Source organism: Vibrio satsumensis (assembly GCF_050337435.1).
GTDB lineage: Bacteria > Pseudomonadota > Gammaproteobacteria > Enterobacterales > Vibrionaceae > Vibrio > Vibrio satsumensis.
Window position 1 is genome coordinate 59,436 of record NZ_JAKJSX010000004.1, and the last position, 16,392, is coordinate 75,827.

A 16,392-nucleotide genomic window follows, 5' to 3' on the forward strand; every position below is an offset into this window, starting at 1 on the left:
TTTAGACTTCCTCTATCTGACCGACATGCATCTTAAGTGTTCTTTGGCAACGTTGCGCAAGCTTAGGATCGTGTGTCACTAATACTAATGTGGTGCCGTGAGAAGAGTTCAGCTCAAATAATAGTTCAACGATTTTTGCTGCGGTTTGTTGGTCTAAGTTACCGGTTGGTTCGTCAGCAAAAAGGATTTTTGGCTTGATCATAAAAGCACGAGCTAAAGCGACCCTTTGTTGTTCACCACCAGATAACTGAGACGGCAAGTGTTCAAGCCTGTCTCTCAAGCCTACTGATTCAAGCAAAGCCGTCGCACGTTCGATATCTTCGTCTTCTCCTTTCAACAAACAAGGCAGCGTGACATTTTGTAGCGCAGAAAGGCTTGGAATTAATAAGAAGCTTTGAAATACAAACCCGACCGACTCACTTCGGATTTTCGCCCTAGCTTCGTCATCAAGCTGTGAAAGTGACTGCCCTAGTAAACTGATTTCGCCATTCGTTGGTACATCAAGCCCGGCAAGCAACGTCATTAGGGTCGATTTACCTGCACCAGACGTGCCGACAATCGCGACAGTTTCGCCTTCGCGAATGTCAATATCAACATGCTCTAGGATTGTTAAATGTTCTTGATTAGTAGACACTGTCTTCGAAACGGACTCGGCTTTAATGATGGATGTATGCATGACTAGACTAATTTCCTTTTTATTCTTTATTTTATTTTCAACCGCTTCTTTGGCTCAAGATACCGAGTTAGATTCTAAGTTACTGGTCCTTGGTGATAGCTTGAGTGCTGGTTACAACATGGACATCAAACAGAGTTGGCCAAGCTTGTTACCAGACGCGTTAGCAAAGCATGACAAAACGGTAACCGTAGTTAACGGAAGTATTTCTGGTGACACAACTGGCAATGGTTTAGCTCGCCTACCACAATTGCTTGAAGAACACGCTCCAGACACCGTTCTTATTGAACTTGGTGCGAATGATGGGCTTCGTGGATTCCCACCTAAGCTGATGTCTGCGAATCTTGATCAAATCATTGAGCAGATAAAAGCTGCGGGCGCGAAACCTATAATGATGCAGATTAAAATCCCACCGAATTACGGAAAGCGTTACAACCAGCAATTTGAATACGTTTTTGCAGCGCTTGCTGATCAACAAAACGTGCCACTTTTGCCGTTTTTCCTAGAGCATATCATCCTTAAGCCTGAGTGGATGATGAACGATGGACTGCATCCAAAACCAGAAGCTCAACCTTGGATTGCTGAATTCGTCGCCGAAGAATTATATCAGTATCTTTAAGTTTTAATGGTCTAGCTCAATAAATTTTACACAGCTTTACGTTAGCCTGAGTGCATATCACCGTTAACTGTAAGGTTATTTATGCTGATCGAACCTGTTATCAAGGGTGTGGTAGCCAAAAGCGCTCACCCTCTTGGCTGTCAAGAAGCCGTAAAGCAACAAATCAAGTTTGTTAAGAGTGCGCCGCAAATCAAAGATGGCCCTAAACGAGTACTGATTATCGGAGCTTCCTCGGGCTTTGGCCTTGCCGCTCGTATTGCCCTTACTTTTGGCGGCGCAAAAGCTGACACTATAGGCGTCTCATTCGAGCGCGGTCCAAACGAAAAATCCCTAGGTAGTGCCGGTTGGTACAACAACATCTACTTCAAAAAAGAAGCCGAACGAGAGCAACGTACTGCTATCAACATCGTTGGCGACGCATTTTCGCAAGAAACACGTTCACAAGTTGTCGAAGCCATTGAAACCTACTTCGAAGGGGAAGTGGATCTAATTATCTATAGCTTAGCTGCAGGCGTTCGTCCTAAACCAGATTCTGAGGAATTTTGGCGCTCTGCGATTAAGCCTATTGGGGAAAGCGTAACGGGTGCAACTATTTCGCTGGAACATGACAACTGGGTGACCAACACTCTTGATGCCGCGACGGAAGAAGAAGCCGAAAGCACACTCAAAGTGATGGGCGGCGAAGATTGGGAACAATGGATAGATGAGCTCATCAACGCTGAATCTATTGCACCAGGTTGCAAGACAATCGCATTTTCATATGTTGGTCCAGAAGTCACGCACCCTATTTACTTAGATGGTACGCTGGGACGCGCTAAGATTGACCTTCATCAAACAAGCCACGCACTCAACCTAGAGTTAGCAAACTTTGATGGCAACGCTTACGCTACGGTCTGTAAAGCCCTAGTCACTAAAGCGAGCGTTTTCATCCCAGGACTCAGCCCGTACCTACTTGCTTTGTATAAAGTGATGAAAGAGAAAGAGACCCACGAAGGTTGTATCCAGCAAATGCAGCGTCTGTTTAGCAGCAAACTTTATGGTCAATCAAAAGTACCACTTGATGGCGAGCGATTGATTCGTATGGATGATTGGGAACTAGACCCAGAAACCCAAGCTCACGTAACTGAGCTAATAGAAAAGATGGATGAAAATAACTTCCAAACTTTAGGCGATTACCAAGGGTTTAAAGAGGAATTTCTGCAATTAAATGGATTTGCTCAACCATCGGTAGACTATAGCCAGAAACTTAATACAGAAGATTTTATAAAGTTAAAGCCTTAATCGAAACTTATCTCATTACTGAGATCCGGATTCACATTTGAAAACCTCTGCAAAATTGCGGAGGTTTTTTCGTGCAACATTTCTTATACTTACTAAACGTAAGATTCATAGTTTATTTGGTTCATCATAATTAACACAGGATGTGTTGATGCATTTAGCATAATTGACTCGGAGTCATATGAAGAAAATAAAAACGCTAGACTTAGATATTCCAGACGATATGGAGTCCGGTTGGCAGAACATTGTTGACCTCTTAGCTCAAATCACTCAAGTGCCCGCTGCACTCATCATGCGTGTTCACGCCAACTATATTGAAGTGTTCTCAACCAGTCGCAGTAAAAACAACCCATACAACAAAGGCGACTCTGAAACCTTAGGCAATGGGCTTTATTGTGAAACGGTGATGGAGTCTCAACAACAACTTGTTGTGCCCAATGCCCTCGCTGATCCTGACTGGGAAGACAACCCTGACATCAAACTAGGCTTAGTCTCTTACTGTGGTATCCCAATACTTTGGCCTAACGGCGAATTGTTCGGTACCATTTGTATCTTGGATTCGAAAGAGAATCACTACACACCAACCTATATTAAGCTTTTGGAAAGCTTTCGTACCTCGATAGAATCTCAGCTTAAAACCCTGTTTCAGCATGCTAAGCTCACTCAAATGAATAGAGACTTGAAAAATCGTGTTTATACACGTACTAAAGATCTCGCTAGCCTCAATTATTCATTAAATCAAGAGATTGATAAGCGAAGAGCGGCAGAACAAAAGATCAATTTTCAAAAGAATCATGACCTCGGTACGGGTTTTTTGAACCGAAACGCATTTGAATCCCGCTTAAACCACAAGCTAGCGTCACAACAAAGACTGACAGACTGCTCATTTGCCGTCGTTCATATTGGTTTTACCAACGGCAGACGCATACAGGCTCGATACGGCTATAACGCGTTAGACCAAGTGCTTGTTGAATACCGAAAACGCATCGACAGTATTTCTGATATTGATGTACTAACTGCACGCCCTACTTCGGTTGACCTCGTATTGGCGTTTAGCGTTAAAGATTTGCACCAACGCCTCGAAGAACTCTGCCAAACGCTAGTTAAGGTCGGGCATTCAGAATTCGATATCGAAAGTGACAAAGTGCATCTGCATGCCTTTATAGGAATTGCAATTACGAACGGCGAAGATGACGCGGAAAGCATTCTACAAAAGTCTTCTGAAGCGATGTTAGCGTGTAAAGATTCAGGACAAAAGTTCGCTTACTACTCTCAATCTCATACCGAAGAACAAACCCACATTAATAAGATCGAAGGCTATTTGCTTCAAGCCGTTCGTAATGATGACCTTATGCTCTACTTTCAACCCAAAGTCTGTCCGTTAACACATCGCTGGGTTGGTGCAGAAGCTTTGCTTCGTTGGCGACATCCTGTTTTGGGCGACATTTCTAACGAAACCCTGATACATATGGCTGAGCAAAACGGTTTGATTTTCGAAGTGGGTAGCTTTGTTCTACGTAATGCGATTGAAAAAGCCAAAGAGTGGTCCGAATACGTCGACGATTTCAAAATGGCCGTGAATGTATCTGCAATTCAACTCAAGAACGTACATTTTGCGGAACAAGTGGTTCACCTACTTGAAACCTACCACTTAGAGCCTAGCTTCTTAGAGCTTGAGGTCACGGAAAGCGGCCTTATTGCAGATGAAGTTGTCGCTAAGAACACCTTGGAATCGTTGCACGACATTGGAGTTACATTGTCACTTGATGACTTTGGGACAGGCTACGCCTCTTTCAGTTACCTGAAGAAATTTCCGTTCGATACCATTAAAATTGACAAGAGCTTCATTGATCAAATGCTTAACTCTCAGGAAGACTCGGAAATTGTTCGTTCTATTGTCCAAATTGCCAAAAAGCTCGACCTAAAAGTAACCATTGAAGGCATAGAATCGGAAGTTCAGGAGCAATTTATTATCAATGAAGGCTGCGATGTGGGCCAAGGTTACCTTTACGGAAGGCCAATGCCGAGCCAAGAATTCGAACACAGCTTAATCAATCAAAACTATTTGGGGACTACTCGTTACGCTTAAAGCGAAAAAGAGCAGTTAGTTTTGGATTTAGGTCTACTTTCTCTTTACTCTAAAGGTGGTGATTTTTATAATCGCCGCCTTTCTGTTTTTATCTTTCCCCTTATATAGGCATTCCTCGTTATGGATCAGTTGACTGCAAAGCTTAAAAAGCTCGAAAAACAAAACTACCGTGCATATCAACAAATTAAAGGTCAATACGACTTTGCTGATTTTGAATTACACATCGACCACATCCAAGGTGACCCATATGCGTCAGCTTCTCGTTTTCGTGCAACGCGCGCGTGGTCGTTAACTGGGTTAGATTGGCTGAAAGAAAAGTCTTACGAATACCAAGTAGCAGCACGTGATTTTATCGCGCGTAGCTTCTCTGAGTTCGCAAAACAAGAATCGACCGTGTCTATCGCACTGACAGGTCAAACGGTATTAGACAACACAGCCGTTGTTTTCACAGAACACGGCATCGAAATCCGTTTCCGTATCAATCTACCTGCCGATGGCCGAAGCATTCTTGCTAAGAAAGCGAACAACATTATTACGTTTTACTTACCGAAGTTTATTCGTCGCGCGACGCTTGAGCGTGAATTGAACATCGACGCAATGATTAAACATTGTGAAACGATCGAAGACCAAGAAGCGCTGCGTGCTCAACTAGATGAAAACAACCTAGCGGCATTTGTTGCAAACGGCAGCGTGCTACCACGTATCGCGGGTAACTGTGACCTACCAATGAAAGATGCAGTGCCTTTCGTTGCTCCAGAATCATTGAGCGTTACTTTAAACACACCAAACCAAGGTGATGTGACAGGCCTAGGAATTCCAAAAGGTATCACGCTGATTGTTGGTGGTGGCTTCCATGGTAAATCTACGCTGTTGAACGCGGTTGAACGTTCTATCTATAACCATATTCCCGGTGACGGTCGTGAAGGCATCGTGACTGCGATTGATACGATGAAGATCCGCGCTGAAGATGGTCGATGTGTGCACAACTTGAATCTATCGAACTATATCAATCATTTACCAATGCAAAAAGACACCTCTAATTTCAGCACACAAGATGCGTCTGGCTCTACGTCTCAAGCTGCTTGGTTGCAAGAATCGATTGAAGCCGGTGTTCAAACTCTACTTATCGATGAAGATACGTCAGCGACTAACTTCATGATTCGTGATGAACGTATGCAAGCGCTAGTGTCAAAAGGCGACGAACCAATTACCCCACTTGTTGACCGTATTGGCCAGTTACGTGAAGAGATGGATATCTCTACCATTGTTGTAATGGGCGGTTCTGGTGATTACCTAGATGTAGCGAACACTGTGATTCAAATGCACGACTACCAAGCGGTAGATGTGACTGAAAAAGCAAAAGACGTTATTGCTCAGCACCCTACTCAGCGTACTAACGAGTGTGAGACGGCTTTAGAAACGTTTGTGCCGCGTTCATTGAACCGTGCTTCACTCATGAACATTCTGACTGACGGTAAGTTCCGTGTTAACGCGAAGGGCAAAGAGTCACTGCGTTTTGGTAAAGAGTTTGCAGACCTTTCTGCCCTTGAGCAATTAGAGTCGCCGTCTGAAGTGAACGCGATCGGTTGGGCTTGGTTCCAATTCGCACAAACTCCAGGTTGGTCAAACAACCCTGCGAAAGAGTTCAAAGCTATTTTAGAAAACGAATGGCACGCTAACATGCCTAACTACGGTGACCTAGCGAAACCAAGAACATTAGATGTGATGGCCGCTCTGAACCGAATGCGTAAATCTCAGTTCAAGCCTTCGAACTGATTTCGTTAAATAATAGATTTATTGCGCTTCTAGGCTTTTGAAGTTCTAAGTTTCTAATTTACTAAAGCTTCTAAGCCACTAGCTACTAAGTAAGCAAATTAACTGTTTACGGCCCTCATTCTGAGGGCCGTAAATTTATCTGACCTCTATTTATCTAACCTCTATTTATCTAACCTCTAGTACTCTCAAAACTCTTCAACTCTAGAAATTCACAAAACCAATCTTTACATCAATTACTTATCAACTTTTCTAATGAGAAAATTAAAGGCGTTGTTTACCGCCATCTAATGCCTTAGATCTCCTAAATCATGACACAGCTTTTACAAAACCCTAGTGATATTCAGATAAAGTCCCGACTCGACAGGTGTAACCAAATGTAACAAAACTTTGAGGCTTCAATGAATCATAAACGCGTTAAGATGCGTGACCATAAAAAAGAAGTAAACCTATTCAAAAATCGTGTAATCGTCGCGTTTTGTGGGATCTTGCTCTTCACTCTTGTCTTAGTTGGTAACCTGTACCGACTCCAAGTCGAAAACTTTAAAAGTTATCAAACTCGTGCCGATGGCAACAGAATCAAAGTACTCCCTATCGCCCCTACTCGAGGGCTGATTTACGACCGTAACGGCGTCTTGCTTGCGGAGAACAAGCTTGTCTTTGATCTGACGATGATTCCAGAGCAAACCGACAATGTCGATGCAATGCTCGCCAAGCTAGACAAATACGTCCCGCGTGATGCCGAGCAGATCGCTCGATTCAAAAAACGTTATCACAACACTCGCCGTTTCAAATCAGTGACGATATTAGAGAATCTAACGGAAGAAGAGATTGCAAAGTTCTCTGTGCATCAATACCAATTCCCCGGCCTATCTATTGATACCAGCTTAAAGCGCTTTTATCCGAATGGTGAAGTCCTTACTCATGTATTAGGCTATGTAGCACACATCAATGATAACGACCTCAGAAAGCTCGAAGAACAAGGTATAGACGCAAATTACCAAGCTACAACAATCATCGGGAAGCTTGGAGTTGAACGTTACTATGAAGATATTCTACATGGGACTAAAGGCTATCAAGAAGTCGAAGTAAATAGTCGTGGACGAGTTGTCCGAACTATTGAGTACGTGCCGCCAGTAGCTGGCAAAGATATCGTGCTAAATATAGACCTTGAGCTACAAAAATACGTCTTTGAACAACTTAATCACCGAACTGGCAGCGCAGTTATTCTCGACCCTAAAGACAATAGTGTGTTGGCGATGGCATCAAGCCCAAGTTATGACCCGAACCTATTTGTGGATGGCATTTCGAGTAAAAACTACCAACGTCTATTAAATGACCCTGCTCATCCGTTGGTAAACCGCACGACCTTAGGTGTTTATCCTCCTGCATCAACTATTAAACCATTTATGGCAGTGGCAGGACTGCAAGAACATGTCATCTCTGAGGATACCATTCGTAATGACCATGGGGTTTGGAGAATTCCGGGGTCAAAACGAAACTCTAAATCATGGCGAGATTGGAAGCGCTGGGGTCATGGCCCTGTCGATGTCACCCAAGCCATCGAAGAGTCCGTTGATTCATTCTTTTATCAAACCGCGTTTGATTTGGGTATCGACCGCATTTCAAGCTGGATGAATCGCTTTGGCTTTGGTGAACCTACGGGCATCGATATCTATGAAGAAAGTACCGCCAACATGCCGACTCGAGAGTGGAAGATGATGCGTTATCGTACCCCGTGGTATCAAGGCGACACTGTCCCGATTGGTATTGGTCAAGGTTATTGGACATCCACGCCAATGCAACTTGCGAAAGCGACCTCGGTACTGGTTAACCATGGAAAGGTAATGCCACCGCATATATTAAGAGCCACCTTAGAACACGGTGAAGATTTTAGTACACAGCAACTTGTTGAACCTGAGTCGATGCCTTCGATTACGGAAGTACCCGATAGAATTTGGGATGTACCACTCAACGCAATGCGACTCGTAAACCATGGCAGTCGTGGTAGTGGTAGACGTGCATTTAAGGGAAGCAACTACACGAGTGGTGGGAAATCAGGTACGGCACAAGTGTTTGATCTTGCCAAAGATCAGGTCTACAACTCGAAGAAACTCGCTAGGCATTTACTTGACCACGCCCTTTACACGGCTTTTGCACCTTATGAACACCCAGAATATGTCGCGACTGTGGTTATTGAACATGGTAACGGCGGTTCAAAAGTCGGCGCACCTTATATTCGTAAAGTACTCGACTATGCATTTGAGCATAAAAGTGGTGAGAGTAAAGATCACTCGTAGCACCAACAAATAAAGTAGTTACAACGCCTAACGTAATTACAGCACTTAGCGAGCCCCGCTTGTATCACTCAACAATGTGGGGCTTTCTATTTTAGGTGTCCAACCAACTAGGCAGCTAAAAGCTACGTTCGATTACGAGCTTCGTAATACATGCCATGCTTCACAGAGTGTCTGAAATTTTGCGGTGTTACCTTGCTCTCTGTCTGGATGCCATTTCAACGCCAGTTGTCGCCAACGCTTTCTAATCTCGTGGTGGGTCGCATCCAGCGGTAATTCAAACAGGTTCAATGCTCGGCTTCGATCCATATCGAGTTCATCACCACCAACAAACTTTCTGTATCGAGTCCAAAACTCGTTCAACAGCCTTTTGACTTCGCCCTCATCCGCTTCATAGTTAACCCAATTAATATAGTAGTCTCGAAGTGGGTCTTGATGATCTATGCTATGGCTGCTTCCGTGATAACGACCGTTCATCAATTCAATGTCCATAGCTTGGACTTGGAGCCAACCATCAGGGTGTAAAGTTTCTTGAAGCTGATATAGCGCATTCATGATGAGGAAGTTCTTTTTAAACAACTCTTTCTCAGGTATCGGGTCTAACACTGGCACAAACCCAAGGTCGTTCAAATGAGCCGCCAATGTATGTACTTTCCATCCGCTTGGCTTTTGCTTAAGCACTTCCATTATCGGCCAAAGCAACGGGTTTTCCATATGGCAATGAAAGTTTGCTCTCACATCTTGATGATTCGACATAGTTGACTCAGTTAACATCTCTGAATTAATGGATTGTTCGACTAGTAGATACTATACGTAACCTATTTCACACCCGTAACGTATCTCCTTTAATTGAAAGCGATTTTCTTCGGTTTGTCGAGCTTAAGGACAAACAACTTTCTAACGTTTGGCTTAAAGACACCTTTCATCGTCAAAAACTGAGTACCATTTAGTTGAACACAATCGTTAGCAATAAAGCCGCTCTTCTTTGGTGCGGATACAAAAAAGGTCAGCAATTTAGCTGACCTTTCACATCTATCCTAGTTTTAGGGACGAAGCATTTAACTCATTAGATAACGCCAAGCTCTCTCAGGCGTTCCATTAGGTATTCATTTGCTGTGTATTTTTCAGATAGCACTACTTCTGGTTTCGGATGAAGAAATAGAGGCAAAGAGATACGAGATTTCTCTTGGCGTTCACCTGATGGGTTAATTACACGGTGAGTTGTCGATGGAAAATAACCACCTGATGCTTCTTGAAGCATGTCACCGATGTTGATGATCATGTTACCGAAATCACATGGTACATCTAACCACTCGTCATTTTTAGCTTTAACTTGAAGGCCCGGCTCGTTTGCAGCAGGAAGTACAGTCAGTAAGTTGATGTCTTCGTGTGCCGCAGCGCGGATTGCACCTGGCTCTTCATCACCTTGCATTGGTGGGTAGTGAAGAACACGAAGCAGAGTCTGCTCACTGCCGTTGATCATTTCTGATAACGCAATAGAGAATTTCTCTTGTACTTCTTTAGGAGCATGAGCTTCAACCCAACCTAACAACTCTTGAGCAAAAGCGTTCGCACGTTGGTAGTAATCTAGAATCTGTTCTTTTAGCTGCTCAGGGATTTGGCCCCAAGGGTATACGTGAAAGTACTCTTTGATGTCTTTTACAGTGTGGCCCTTAGCAACTTCAGACACTGAAGGTGGAAAATATCCATCTTGTGTTTCAACATTAAAGTGGAAGTTCTCTTTATCTTCAGAGATGAAGAATTGGTACCAATTTTCGTAAATTGACTCAACAAGCTCTTTCGGGATTGGATGGTTCTTAAGAACACCAAAACCAGTTTCACGTAGAGAGCGAACAAATTGTTCTGCTGCGTCGTCAGCAAGGTAATCGACAGTTTCCAGTTTCATGACTTTCTTTCTTGTTATGTAGTAATAAAGCAATTTTAAGGATCGCTTTGTTGTAAATCAAACTTTTGTGAAACTCTAGCAACCGTTTGTCTAGATACTGGGCGATAACGCTACTTTTCAACAAATCTGGTGATTAAAGCCCAATTGAACACTGTTCATTATTGTGTAGCACTATTCAAAACTTCGACGAGAGATCTTGATATGACAATCACGCCACTTGCTCAAAATCGACCATTACTGTCACTGACGACGCTGTATTTAATTGTGTTTCTATTTTCAGCGTTTGCTCCCTCTTCAAGAGCGGTATGGATTGCCGAAATTGTCCCAGCGCTTGCGATATTGGTGGGGATTTGGTGGTTATCAACAAAGCTCACCTTCACTAAGACAGCCTATGTTTTGATGTTTATCTGGCTGATTTTACACACGATAGGCGCGAAGTATACCTTCGCCGAAGTACCATTTGATTGGTTCAATAACGTGATAGGTTCTGAACGCAATAACTTTGACCGTGTCGCCCATTTCTCTATTGGCCTTTATGCTTACCCACTCGCTGAGTACTTAATTCGCAAGAAGTTGGCTCAACCCATGATTGCGTGTTTCTTCGCACTGTTTGCAATCATGAGTGTTGCAGCTGGTTACGAGATTATTGAGTGGTGGTATGCAGAGATTGCCGGTGGTGACGAAGGTATCGCGTTCCTAGGGTCACAAGGCGATATTTGGGATGCACAGAAAGATATGCTGTGTGACACCACGGGCGCAATTGTCTCGTTATTACTTCTTAAGCTTCAAGGTCGTGTCAGAGCTTACTAAGCTCAATCCTTTATTCTGAGTATCAAAAGCAACGTTGAAATGCCACACACAAACTGTGCTGTGGCATTTTTAGTTTCAACATTGCTTGCTCGTTTTAATATGACTGCTTGTTTCATCGTGACGGGTTATTTCATCGTTACCTTGCCACCAACAAATTTGTAGGCTGGCGTACCTCGAACCAAGGTATCTCGCGCGAACTCAATACCACACTCAGGGCATACGCATGGCTCTGTCGTGAAGTCTTCAACTATACGTTCCTTAAAGCACTTTACGAGCGCACCTTTGCCACCTTTTCGATACTTGAAAAGTTGTGTCTTACATTTAGCGCAGAATATCTGAACTGTTTTGGTCGGTTGTTTCTTGTTAGGTTTAGCCATAGCCGTTAGTGATTGTACTTATTATTTCTTAAGTTTAGGAGCGACAAGAACCAAGCTTATCCCAAGTAAAATGACAGTCGATGAGATAACAAATTGCATGGTGACAGATTCGGATAGCAACAAAACGCCGCCAAGTGTCGCGATAACTGGAACAGAAAGCTGGGCAATCGATGCGAGGACGGTATTCAGCTTTTTCACCACGTAATACCACAAGCTATAACCAATACCAGAAGCCACTGAGCCCGACAATACTGCGTAAATCAAACCTTGCTCAGTGATGGATATTTGCGATGCCACGCTTGGAATCACCGCTAACAGGCTTAATAACACAAAGAGCGCTAACGAGCTAAATCCAAAGTTGGCAGTCGTAGATTGCAACGCGTTTGTGGATTTCTTACCCGCCAATGTATAAATGCCCCACCCAATTCCAGCCAGAGCCATCAATATGATGGAGGTTATATCTGGCGAACTTGTCGACTCCGTCGGCATGAGTAAGTAAATGAGCCCAGAAACTGACAACAAACAACCACACCACTCTAACAATGACATTCTGTTACCAGCTATCAGGTGTGCGGCAATCATCGTGAATTGAACCGCGACAAACAGGACCAAAGCACCAAGCCCTGCCCCTAGCGTTAAATAGGCAAACGAGAAACCGAACATGTAAACGAGTAACGCTACTATGGCGGTTAAATCAAACTGAGAGCGAACCTTGGTATACATTGATGTGTCATTGATTGCTTTATCTTGTTTACGTTTAGCGTTTGAAGATAAACTTAATAAAATCAACAGGGTGAGCGCTCCCGACAAGATACGCACGATCGAAAAACTCAAAGGATCAATCGTTTGATCCATCAATGCCCAACGACACAACACAGAATTGGCAGCAAATGCCACCAGCGTAATAAATGTGATAATCACGGTTTGCATTACGTTATCCTAATCGAGTTATCTCTGGTTTCAGTCAACGTCAGGTTTAACCCAAACTTGGCTAAAGTCGAACCACCCCAATGCATTACACTTTGCGTTTTGCAACGTACCACACTGGTCTTTGTTTACGCCTAGCCAACAATGGAACATCGGAATCAATTGGTTGCTTTGTACCAGTTGCTTACCGAGTTGCCTTGCTGGGAACTGTTCAAACTCACCAGAGCGCCAACGATCAATCATATGACACCATTGATCAAAATCGTCTGCGGGGCTCGATTCATCGAGGAAACTATAATCCATAAGCCAGCATGCCAGTGCATCGTCTCTGTTATTAGCGATACCCATTGGGTTAATCCAAATATCAACATCATCGGCATGTGGAGGATCCGTTTCGTAACCGTAAAGAGCAACGTCGATATTGTATTGTTTCAACATGGTGACAATGGCCTTGGCAATTATAGGGAACATTGAGTGCTGGCATTGGTATGCCAATTTTATGGTAGGCTTCGAATCTGCTGGTGGACAAACTGGTGTCTTTAACTTTATGTCATACCAACCCGGTTTTATTCCATATGCGTGCAACATGCCTAAATCGATCAAGGTTTCTTTCGGAATATGCATAAACAGATCTGCGGCATTCAAAGCGTTAGACAAAAATTCTGCCCATGCAGGGTTTTGCGCGATGCCCTTCTTTCTATTCAACAGTAAATACGTACAGCCAGGGTCAAGTTCTACCTCGTCACTTTCACTACGGTCTGCCATTACTGGTTTAGACAAGCTTGGGTAAACCATTGAGGAATAAGCCTCATCGACCACCCATACCTCTACACGATCAATCAACGGCCTGAAACCGAAATAACCGTTGAATGCGTTCAACACGAGTTGCTTTTCGTCATTCTTTTCAATGCGGTAAGGTCCCGTACCAATCGGTCGAATATCGTAGTCTTCACCACGTAAAGTCATTGGTAAGGTAACTTTAGCGACCGATTCCGTTAGCGCGAGCGGAAAGTACTTGTCTGGGCGTGTGAGAAAGACATCAACTACACAATTTGCAGGTGAAGAGACATCTTTGATATGTGAAAACATGTTGAGAGGTTCGAGCGCAAGAAGCGTATCTACAACATGATTGGTTAACAAAGGCTCCCCGTTATGGAAACGAACACCCGGTCTCAAGAAAAATCGCCATTGATAGTCACTGATTTTTTGCCACGAATGAGCAAGGTCGGGCTGTAACTGATCATTCTCATCCAAACGCGTTAAGCCACTGAATACCTGGCAAACGATATGTTGTTCAGAGCGTCGCATCGATTTGGTAGGGTTAAGCATTGAAAGCGGTCGGTAATAAGGCAAACGAATAACTTGTTCGCCTTCTTGATACTGTACGCCCAAGTAGTTTTGAATAACTTGGGTGAGTTTGGCTGCATTGTGATCAAGCACTGACAGTGCCTGTCCAATTTTGCCTTCTTGTAAATAGCGTCTTGCTAAGTTCTCGCTGACATCACAGCGATTTTGCTTAAAGATGAGTTGAGATAACTTCCCTCTACCAGCTGCAGGTAACCATTCTACCCACCCTTCTTCTTCAAGCTTGTTGAGTACCATTCGGGCATTACGACGGGTACAACAGAGCACATCCGTGATGTCGTCGAGCTGAACATCAGAATCTTTACCATCGAAGTATTCAAACAGGGTTTCAAATTGAACGCGAAGTCTTGGGCTGCTCATAAAGAGGAAAACTTATTCAAAGGACATTGAATTCAGTTTCCCTATTTTATGGCGTAAAATCAATATTACTGATACGATTTTATTGTGAATTATTGAGTATGACATCCTAAGATGTTATTCAATCTGAAGGGTTAAGTTCTTTTGCAGTAAAGGATTATATGACATCGCAGCCAATTTCATTTGCAATATCACGAAGCTGTTGTTCGTCGTCTAATTTTATCGACCATTTACACTCTGATCCGTTGGCTGAAATGACATTTGCCCCTTTTCCGATAAGTTGAATTGCATCAACTTGAGCTTGTAGCGTGACTCTATGCTCACCATCTAAACGAACAACCAGCTCATGTGCGGTTGCGATGACTTTTCCACTTTTAAACGTTATGACCATGGGCTTCTCGGGTTACTTCTTTAAATACTGATTGCTTCTTCTAAAGACAAAAACAACTGACGACTCTCTGGCTATTATCGCTTGTGTTTCTTTACAGCAATGGTTAAGCGGCTGGTACAAACTAAGCGTTGACGTTCATCAGTGATATTGATCTGCCATACTTGTGTCGATACACCAAGGTGAATAGGTTCAGCAGTACCGATGACGTTGCCTTCGCGCATTGATCTTACGTGGTTCGCATTGATATCGAGACCAACGCAATAATAGCCTTCTGGTACGCAGAAGTTTGCAGCCAATGAGCCAAGCGTTTCTGCTAGCACAACCGACGCACCGCCATGAAGCATACCCAGTGGTTGGTGCGTAAAATGACAAACCGGCATGGTTGCCACCAAAGAATTATCATTTACTTCGGTATAAACAATGTTGAGGTGTTCAATTAAGGTATTTTTTGAGGTCGCGTTGAAGGTATCTAAGTCAACGGGCTTTTTCCAAATACTCATGTGGGTTCCTTAATTATTGATCTTGTTATCGCGTACATAGCTTTTTCTATATTACTGGCTGTTAGTTATCTTACAGCCCTTAGTTATTACGCAAGTTGATGTTAACATGCATAAAAACCGAATACACAGAGGATATTGTATGACGTCATGGATGAAGTTTGCCTCGCTTCTCACACTTGCAGGCCTAACTGCGTGTAGCGCTTCTCCGACAGGCAGAAACCAATTGCTGCTTTTTTCAGATAAAGACATGTCTCAGCTTGGAGCGCAGTCTTTTGAACAAATGAAAAAAGAACAACCCATCAGCAAAGATGCCAAAACAAATGCTTATGTACAGTGCGTAGCGAACAGCATCACTCAATATATTCCTAAACAAGGTTTTAGTGAATGGGAAGTTGTTGTGTTTGATAGTGACCAAGTGAACGCATTCGCCCTACCTGGCGGGAAAATCGGTGTGTACACAGGGTTACTCAAGGTCGCAGTCAATCAAGACCAACTCGCGACGGTTATCGGTCACGAAGTGGCACACGTTTTAGCGGACCACAGTAATGAACGCTTATCTCAGTCTCAAATCGCTAATACTGGTTTGTCTATTACCAGTGTTGCCTTGGGAGCATCAGAGTACAAACAATACCAAGGTATGACGATGGCGGCGTTAGGTTTAGGGGTTCAATATGGTGTTATTCTACCGTATGGCCGAACTCAAGAGTCTGAAGCCGATGTTGTTGGTCTAGAGTATATGGCTCAAGCAGGGTTCGATCCTAATCAAAGTGTCGATTTGTGGCAGAATATGGCGAAAGCATCAGGTGGTAACCAACCGCCAGAATTGCTGTCTACGCACCCTTCCCACAGTACGCGTATCAAAGATCTGCAGGCGACGATAAAAACGTTACCTAAATCAGGCTCTCCAAGACCAAATTGCAAAGCGTAGTCTAAGTTAGAATCGCATAGCTAGTGTAAATACGAAAATGCCCTATCCATATTGGTTAGGGCATTTTTAGTTTCTTGCTAACTATCAGTTCAAGTGAACTAT

General features: G+C 43.4%; 15 protein-coding genes. 7 read left to right on the forward strand and 8 right to left on the reverse strand.

Annotated elements, in window-relative coordinates:
* Position 1: 1 nt before the first annotated feature.
* Positions 2-676 carry an ABC transporter ATP-binding protein gene (locus tag L4C44_RS03405; protein WP_428804375.1) on the reverse strand — a complete coding sequence of 225 codons (675 nt, stop codon included), beginning with the start codon at positions 674-676 and terminating at the stop codon, positions 2-4.
* On the opposite strand from L4C44_RS03405, the gene L4C44_RS03410 reads away from it, so the two are divergent.
* The 5 genes from L4C44_RS03410 to mrdA all read left to right on the forward strand — a co-directional run bounded on the left by L4C44_RS03410 (position 675) and on the right by mrdA (position 8,732).
* On the forward strand, positions 675-1,292 hold the full coding sequence (locus L4C44_RS03410; RefSeq protein ID WP_076657240.1) for an arylesterase: 618 nt from the start codon (positions 675-677) through the stop codon (positions 1,290-1,292). The genes L4C44_RS03405 and L4C44_RS03410 overlap by 2 nt on opposite strands.
* Before the next feature lie 81 nt (positions 1,293-1,373).
* Complete coding sequence (gene fabV, locus L4C44_RS03415; RefSeq protein ID WP_372385074.1) at positions 1,374-2,573, forward strand: enoyl-ACP reductase FabV; 1,200 nt, start codon at positions 1,374-1,376, stop codon at positions 2,571-2,573.
* Between the two features lie 178 nt (positions 2,574-2,751).
* Positions 2,752-4,659, forward strand: coding sequence for a sensor domain-containing phosphodiesterase (locus L4C44_RS03420; RefSeq protein ID WP_428804376.1), 1,908 nt, complete (start codon positions 2,752-2,754; stop codon positions 4,657-4,659).
* Positions 4,660-4,779: 120 nt separating this feature from the next.
* Entirely contained in the window at positions 4,780-6,435 is a 1,656-nt protein-coding gene (locus tag L4C44_RS03425; RefSeq protein ID WP_285954501.1) for an ABC-ATPase domain-containing protein, read from the forward strand.
* 398 nt (positions 6,436-6,833) lie between these two features.
* Complete coding sequence (gene mrdA / locus L4C44_RS03430; RefSeq protein ID WP_146491596.1) at positions 6,834-8,732, forward strand: penicillin-binding protein 2; 1,899 nt, start codon at positions 6,834-6,836, stop codon at positions 8,730-8,732.
* Between the two features lie 132 nt (positions 8,733-8,864).
* Here the strand turns inward: mrdA and L4C44_RS03435 are convergent, their stop codons facing one another.
* On the reverse strand, positions 8,865-9,485 hold the full coding sequence (locus L4C44_RS03435) for a DNA-J related domain-containing protein (RefSeq protein ID WP_146491597.1): 621 nt from the start codon (positions 9,483-9,485) through the stop codon (positions 8,865-8,867).
* 310 nt (positions 9,486-9,795) lie between these two features.
* The gene (locus L4C44_RS03440; protein ID WP_146491598.1) at positions 9,796-10,635 is read right to left on the reverse strand and encodes an isopenicillin N synthase family dioxygenase; all 840 of its coding nucleotides are present in this window, start codon (positions 10,633-10,635) and stop codon (positions 9,796-9,798) included.
* Positions 10,636-10,836: 201 nt separating this feature from the next.
* Here L4C44_RS03440 and L4C44_RS03445 point away from each other — a divergent pair, with 201 nt between their 5' ends.
* The gene (locus L4C44_RS03445; RefSeq protein WP_146491599.1) at positions 10,837-11,445 is read left to right on the forward strand and encodes a DUF2238 domain-containing protein; all 609 of its coding nucleotides are present in this window, start codon (positions 10,837-10,839) and stop codon (positions 11,443-11,445) included.
* A gap of 125 nt (positions 11,446-11,570) precedes the next feature.
* On the opposite strand, the gene L4C44_RS03450 is transcribed toward L4C44_RS03445, so the two are convergent.
* From L4C44_RS03450 to L4C44_RS03470, 5 genes are all read right to left on the reverse strand, one after another.
* Positions 11,571-11,822, reverse strand: coding sequence for a hypothetical protein (locus L4C44_RS03450; RefSeq protein WP_017067298.1), 252 nt, complete (start codon positions 11,820-11,822; stop codon positions 11,571-11,573).
* Between the two features lie 21 nt (positions 11,823-11,843).
* Entirely contained in the window at positions 11,844-12,752 is a 909-nt protein-coding gene (locus L4C44_RS03455) for a DMT family transporter (RefSeq protein WP_428804377.1), read from the reverse strand.
* Positions 12,753-12,782: 30 nt separating this feature from the next.
* Positions 12,783-14,474 (reverse strand): SgrR family transcriptional regulator, encoded by a 1,692-nt coding sequence (locus L4C44_RS03460; protein WP_285954505.1) that lies wholly within the window; start codon positions 14,472-14,474, stop codon positions 12,783-12,785.
* A gap of 154 nt (positions 14,475-14,628) precedes the next feature.
* The gene (locus L4C44_RS03465) at positions 14,629-14,862 is read right to left on the reverse strand and encodes a DUF3389 domain-containing protein (protein ID WP_146491602.1); all 234 of its coding nucleotides are present in this window, start codon (positions 14,860-14,862) and stop codon (positions 14,629-14,631) included.
* A gap of 74 nt (positions 14,863-14,936) precedes the next feature.
* Positions 14,937-15,362 (reverse strand): hotdog fold thioesterase, encoded by a 426-nt coding sequence (locus L4C44_RS03470; protein ID WP_048660192.1) that lies wholly within the window; start codon positions 15,360-15,362, stop codon positions 14,937-14,939.
* A gap of 139 nt (positions 15,363-15,501) precedes the next feature.
* On the opposite strand from L4C44_RS03470, the gene L4C44_RS03475 reads away from it, so the two are divergent.
* Positions 15,502-16,290, forward strand: coding sequence for a M48 family metallopeptidase (locus L4C44_RS03475; protein WP_146491603.1), 789 nt, complete (start codon positions 15,502-15,504; stop codon positions 16,288-16,290).
* Positions 16,291-16,392 lie beyond the last annotated feature (102 nt).

Excerpts from the sequence above, each read along its gene's own strand:
- L4C44_RS03410 (WP_076657240.1), top strand. The coding sequence starts at position 675 with ATGACTAGACTAATTTCCTTTTTATTCTTTATTTTATTTTCAACCGCT.
- L4C44_RS03405 (WP_428804375.1), bottom strand. The coding sequence starts at position 676 with ATGCATACATCCATCATTAAAGCCGAGTCCGTTTCGAAGACAGTGTCT.
- fabV (WP_372385074.1), top strand. The coding sequence starts at position 1,374 with ATGCTGATCGAACCTGTTATCAAGGGTGTGGTAGCCAAAAGCGCTCAC.
- L4C44_RS03420 (WP_428804376.1), top strand. The coding sequence starts at position 2,752 with ATGAAGAAAATAAAAACGCTAGACTTAGATATTCCAGACGATATGGAG.
- L4C44_RS03425 (WP_285954501.1), top strand. The coding sequence starts at position 4,780 with ATGGATCAGTTGACTGCAAAGCTTAAAAAGCTCGAAAAACAAAACTAC.
- mrdA (WP_146491596.1), top strand. The coding sequence starts at position 6,834 with ATGAATCATAAACGCGTTAAGATGCGTGACCATAAAAAAGAAGTAAAC.
- L4C44_RS03435 (WP_146491597.1), bottom strand. The coding sequence starts at position 9,485 with ATGTCGAATCATCAAGATGTGAGAGCAAACTTTCATTGCCATATGGAA.
- L4C44_RS03440 (WP_146491598.1), bottom strand. The coding sequence starts at position 10,635 with ATGAAACTGGAAACTGTCGATTACCTTGCTGACGACGCAGCAGAACAA.
- L4C44_RS03445 (WP_146491599.1), top strand. The coding sequence starts at position 10,837 with ATGACAATCACGCCACTTGCTCAAAATCGACCATTACTGTCACTGACG.
- L4C44_RS03450 (WP_017067298.1), bottom strand. The coding sequence starts at position 11,822 with ATGGCTAAACCTAACAAGAAACAACCGACCAAAACAGTTCAGATATTC.
- L4C44_RS03455 (WP_428804377.1), bottom strand. The coding sequence starts at position 12,752 with ATGCAAACCGTGATTATCACATTTATTACGCTGGTGGCATTTGCTGCC.
- L4C44_RS03460 (WP_285954505.1), bottom strand. The coding sequence starts at position 14,474 with ATGAGCAGCCCAAGACTTCGCGTTCAATTTGAAACCCTGTTTGAATAC.
- L4C44_RS03465 (WP_146491602.1), bottom strand. The coding sequence starts at position 14,862 with ATGGTCATAACGTTTAAAAGTGGAAAAGTCATCGCAACCGCACATGAG.
- L4C44_RS03470 (WP_048660192.1), bottom strand. The coding sequence starts at position 15,362 with ATGAGTATTTGGAAAAAGCCCGTTGACTTAGATACCTTCAACGCGACC.
- L4C44_RS03475 (WP_146491603.1), top strand. The coding sequence starts at position 15,502 with ATGACGTCATGGATGAAGTTTGCCTCGCTTCTCACACTTGCAGGCCTA.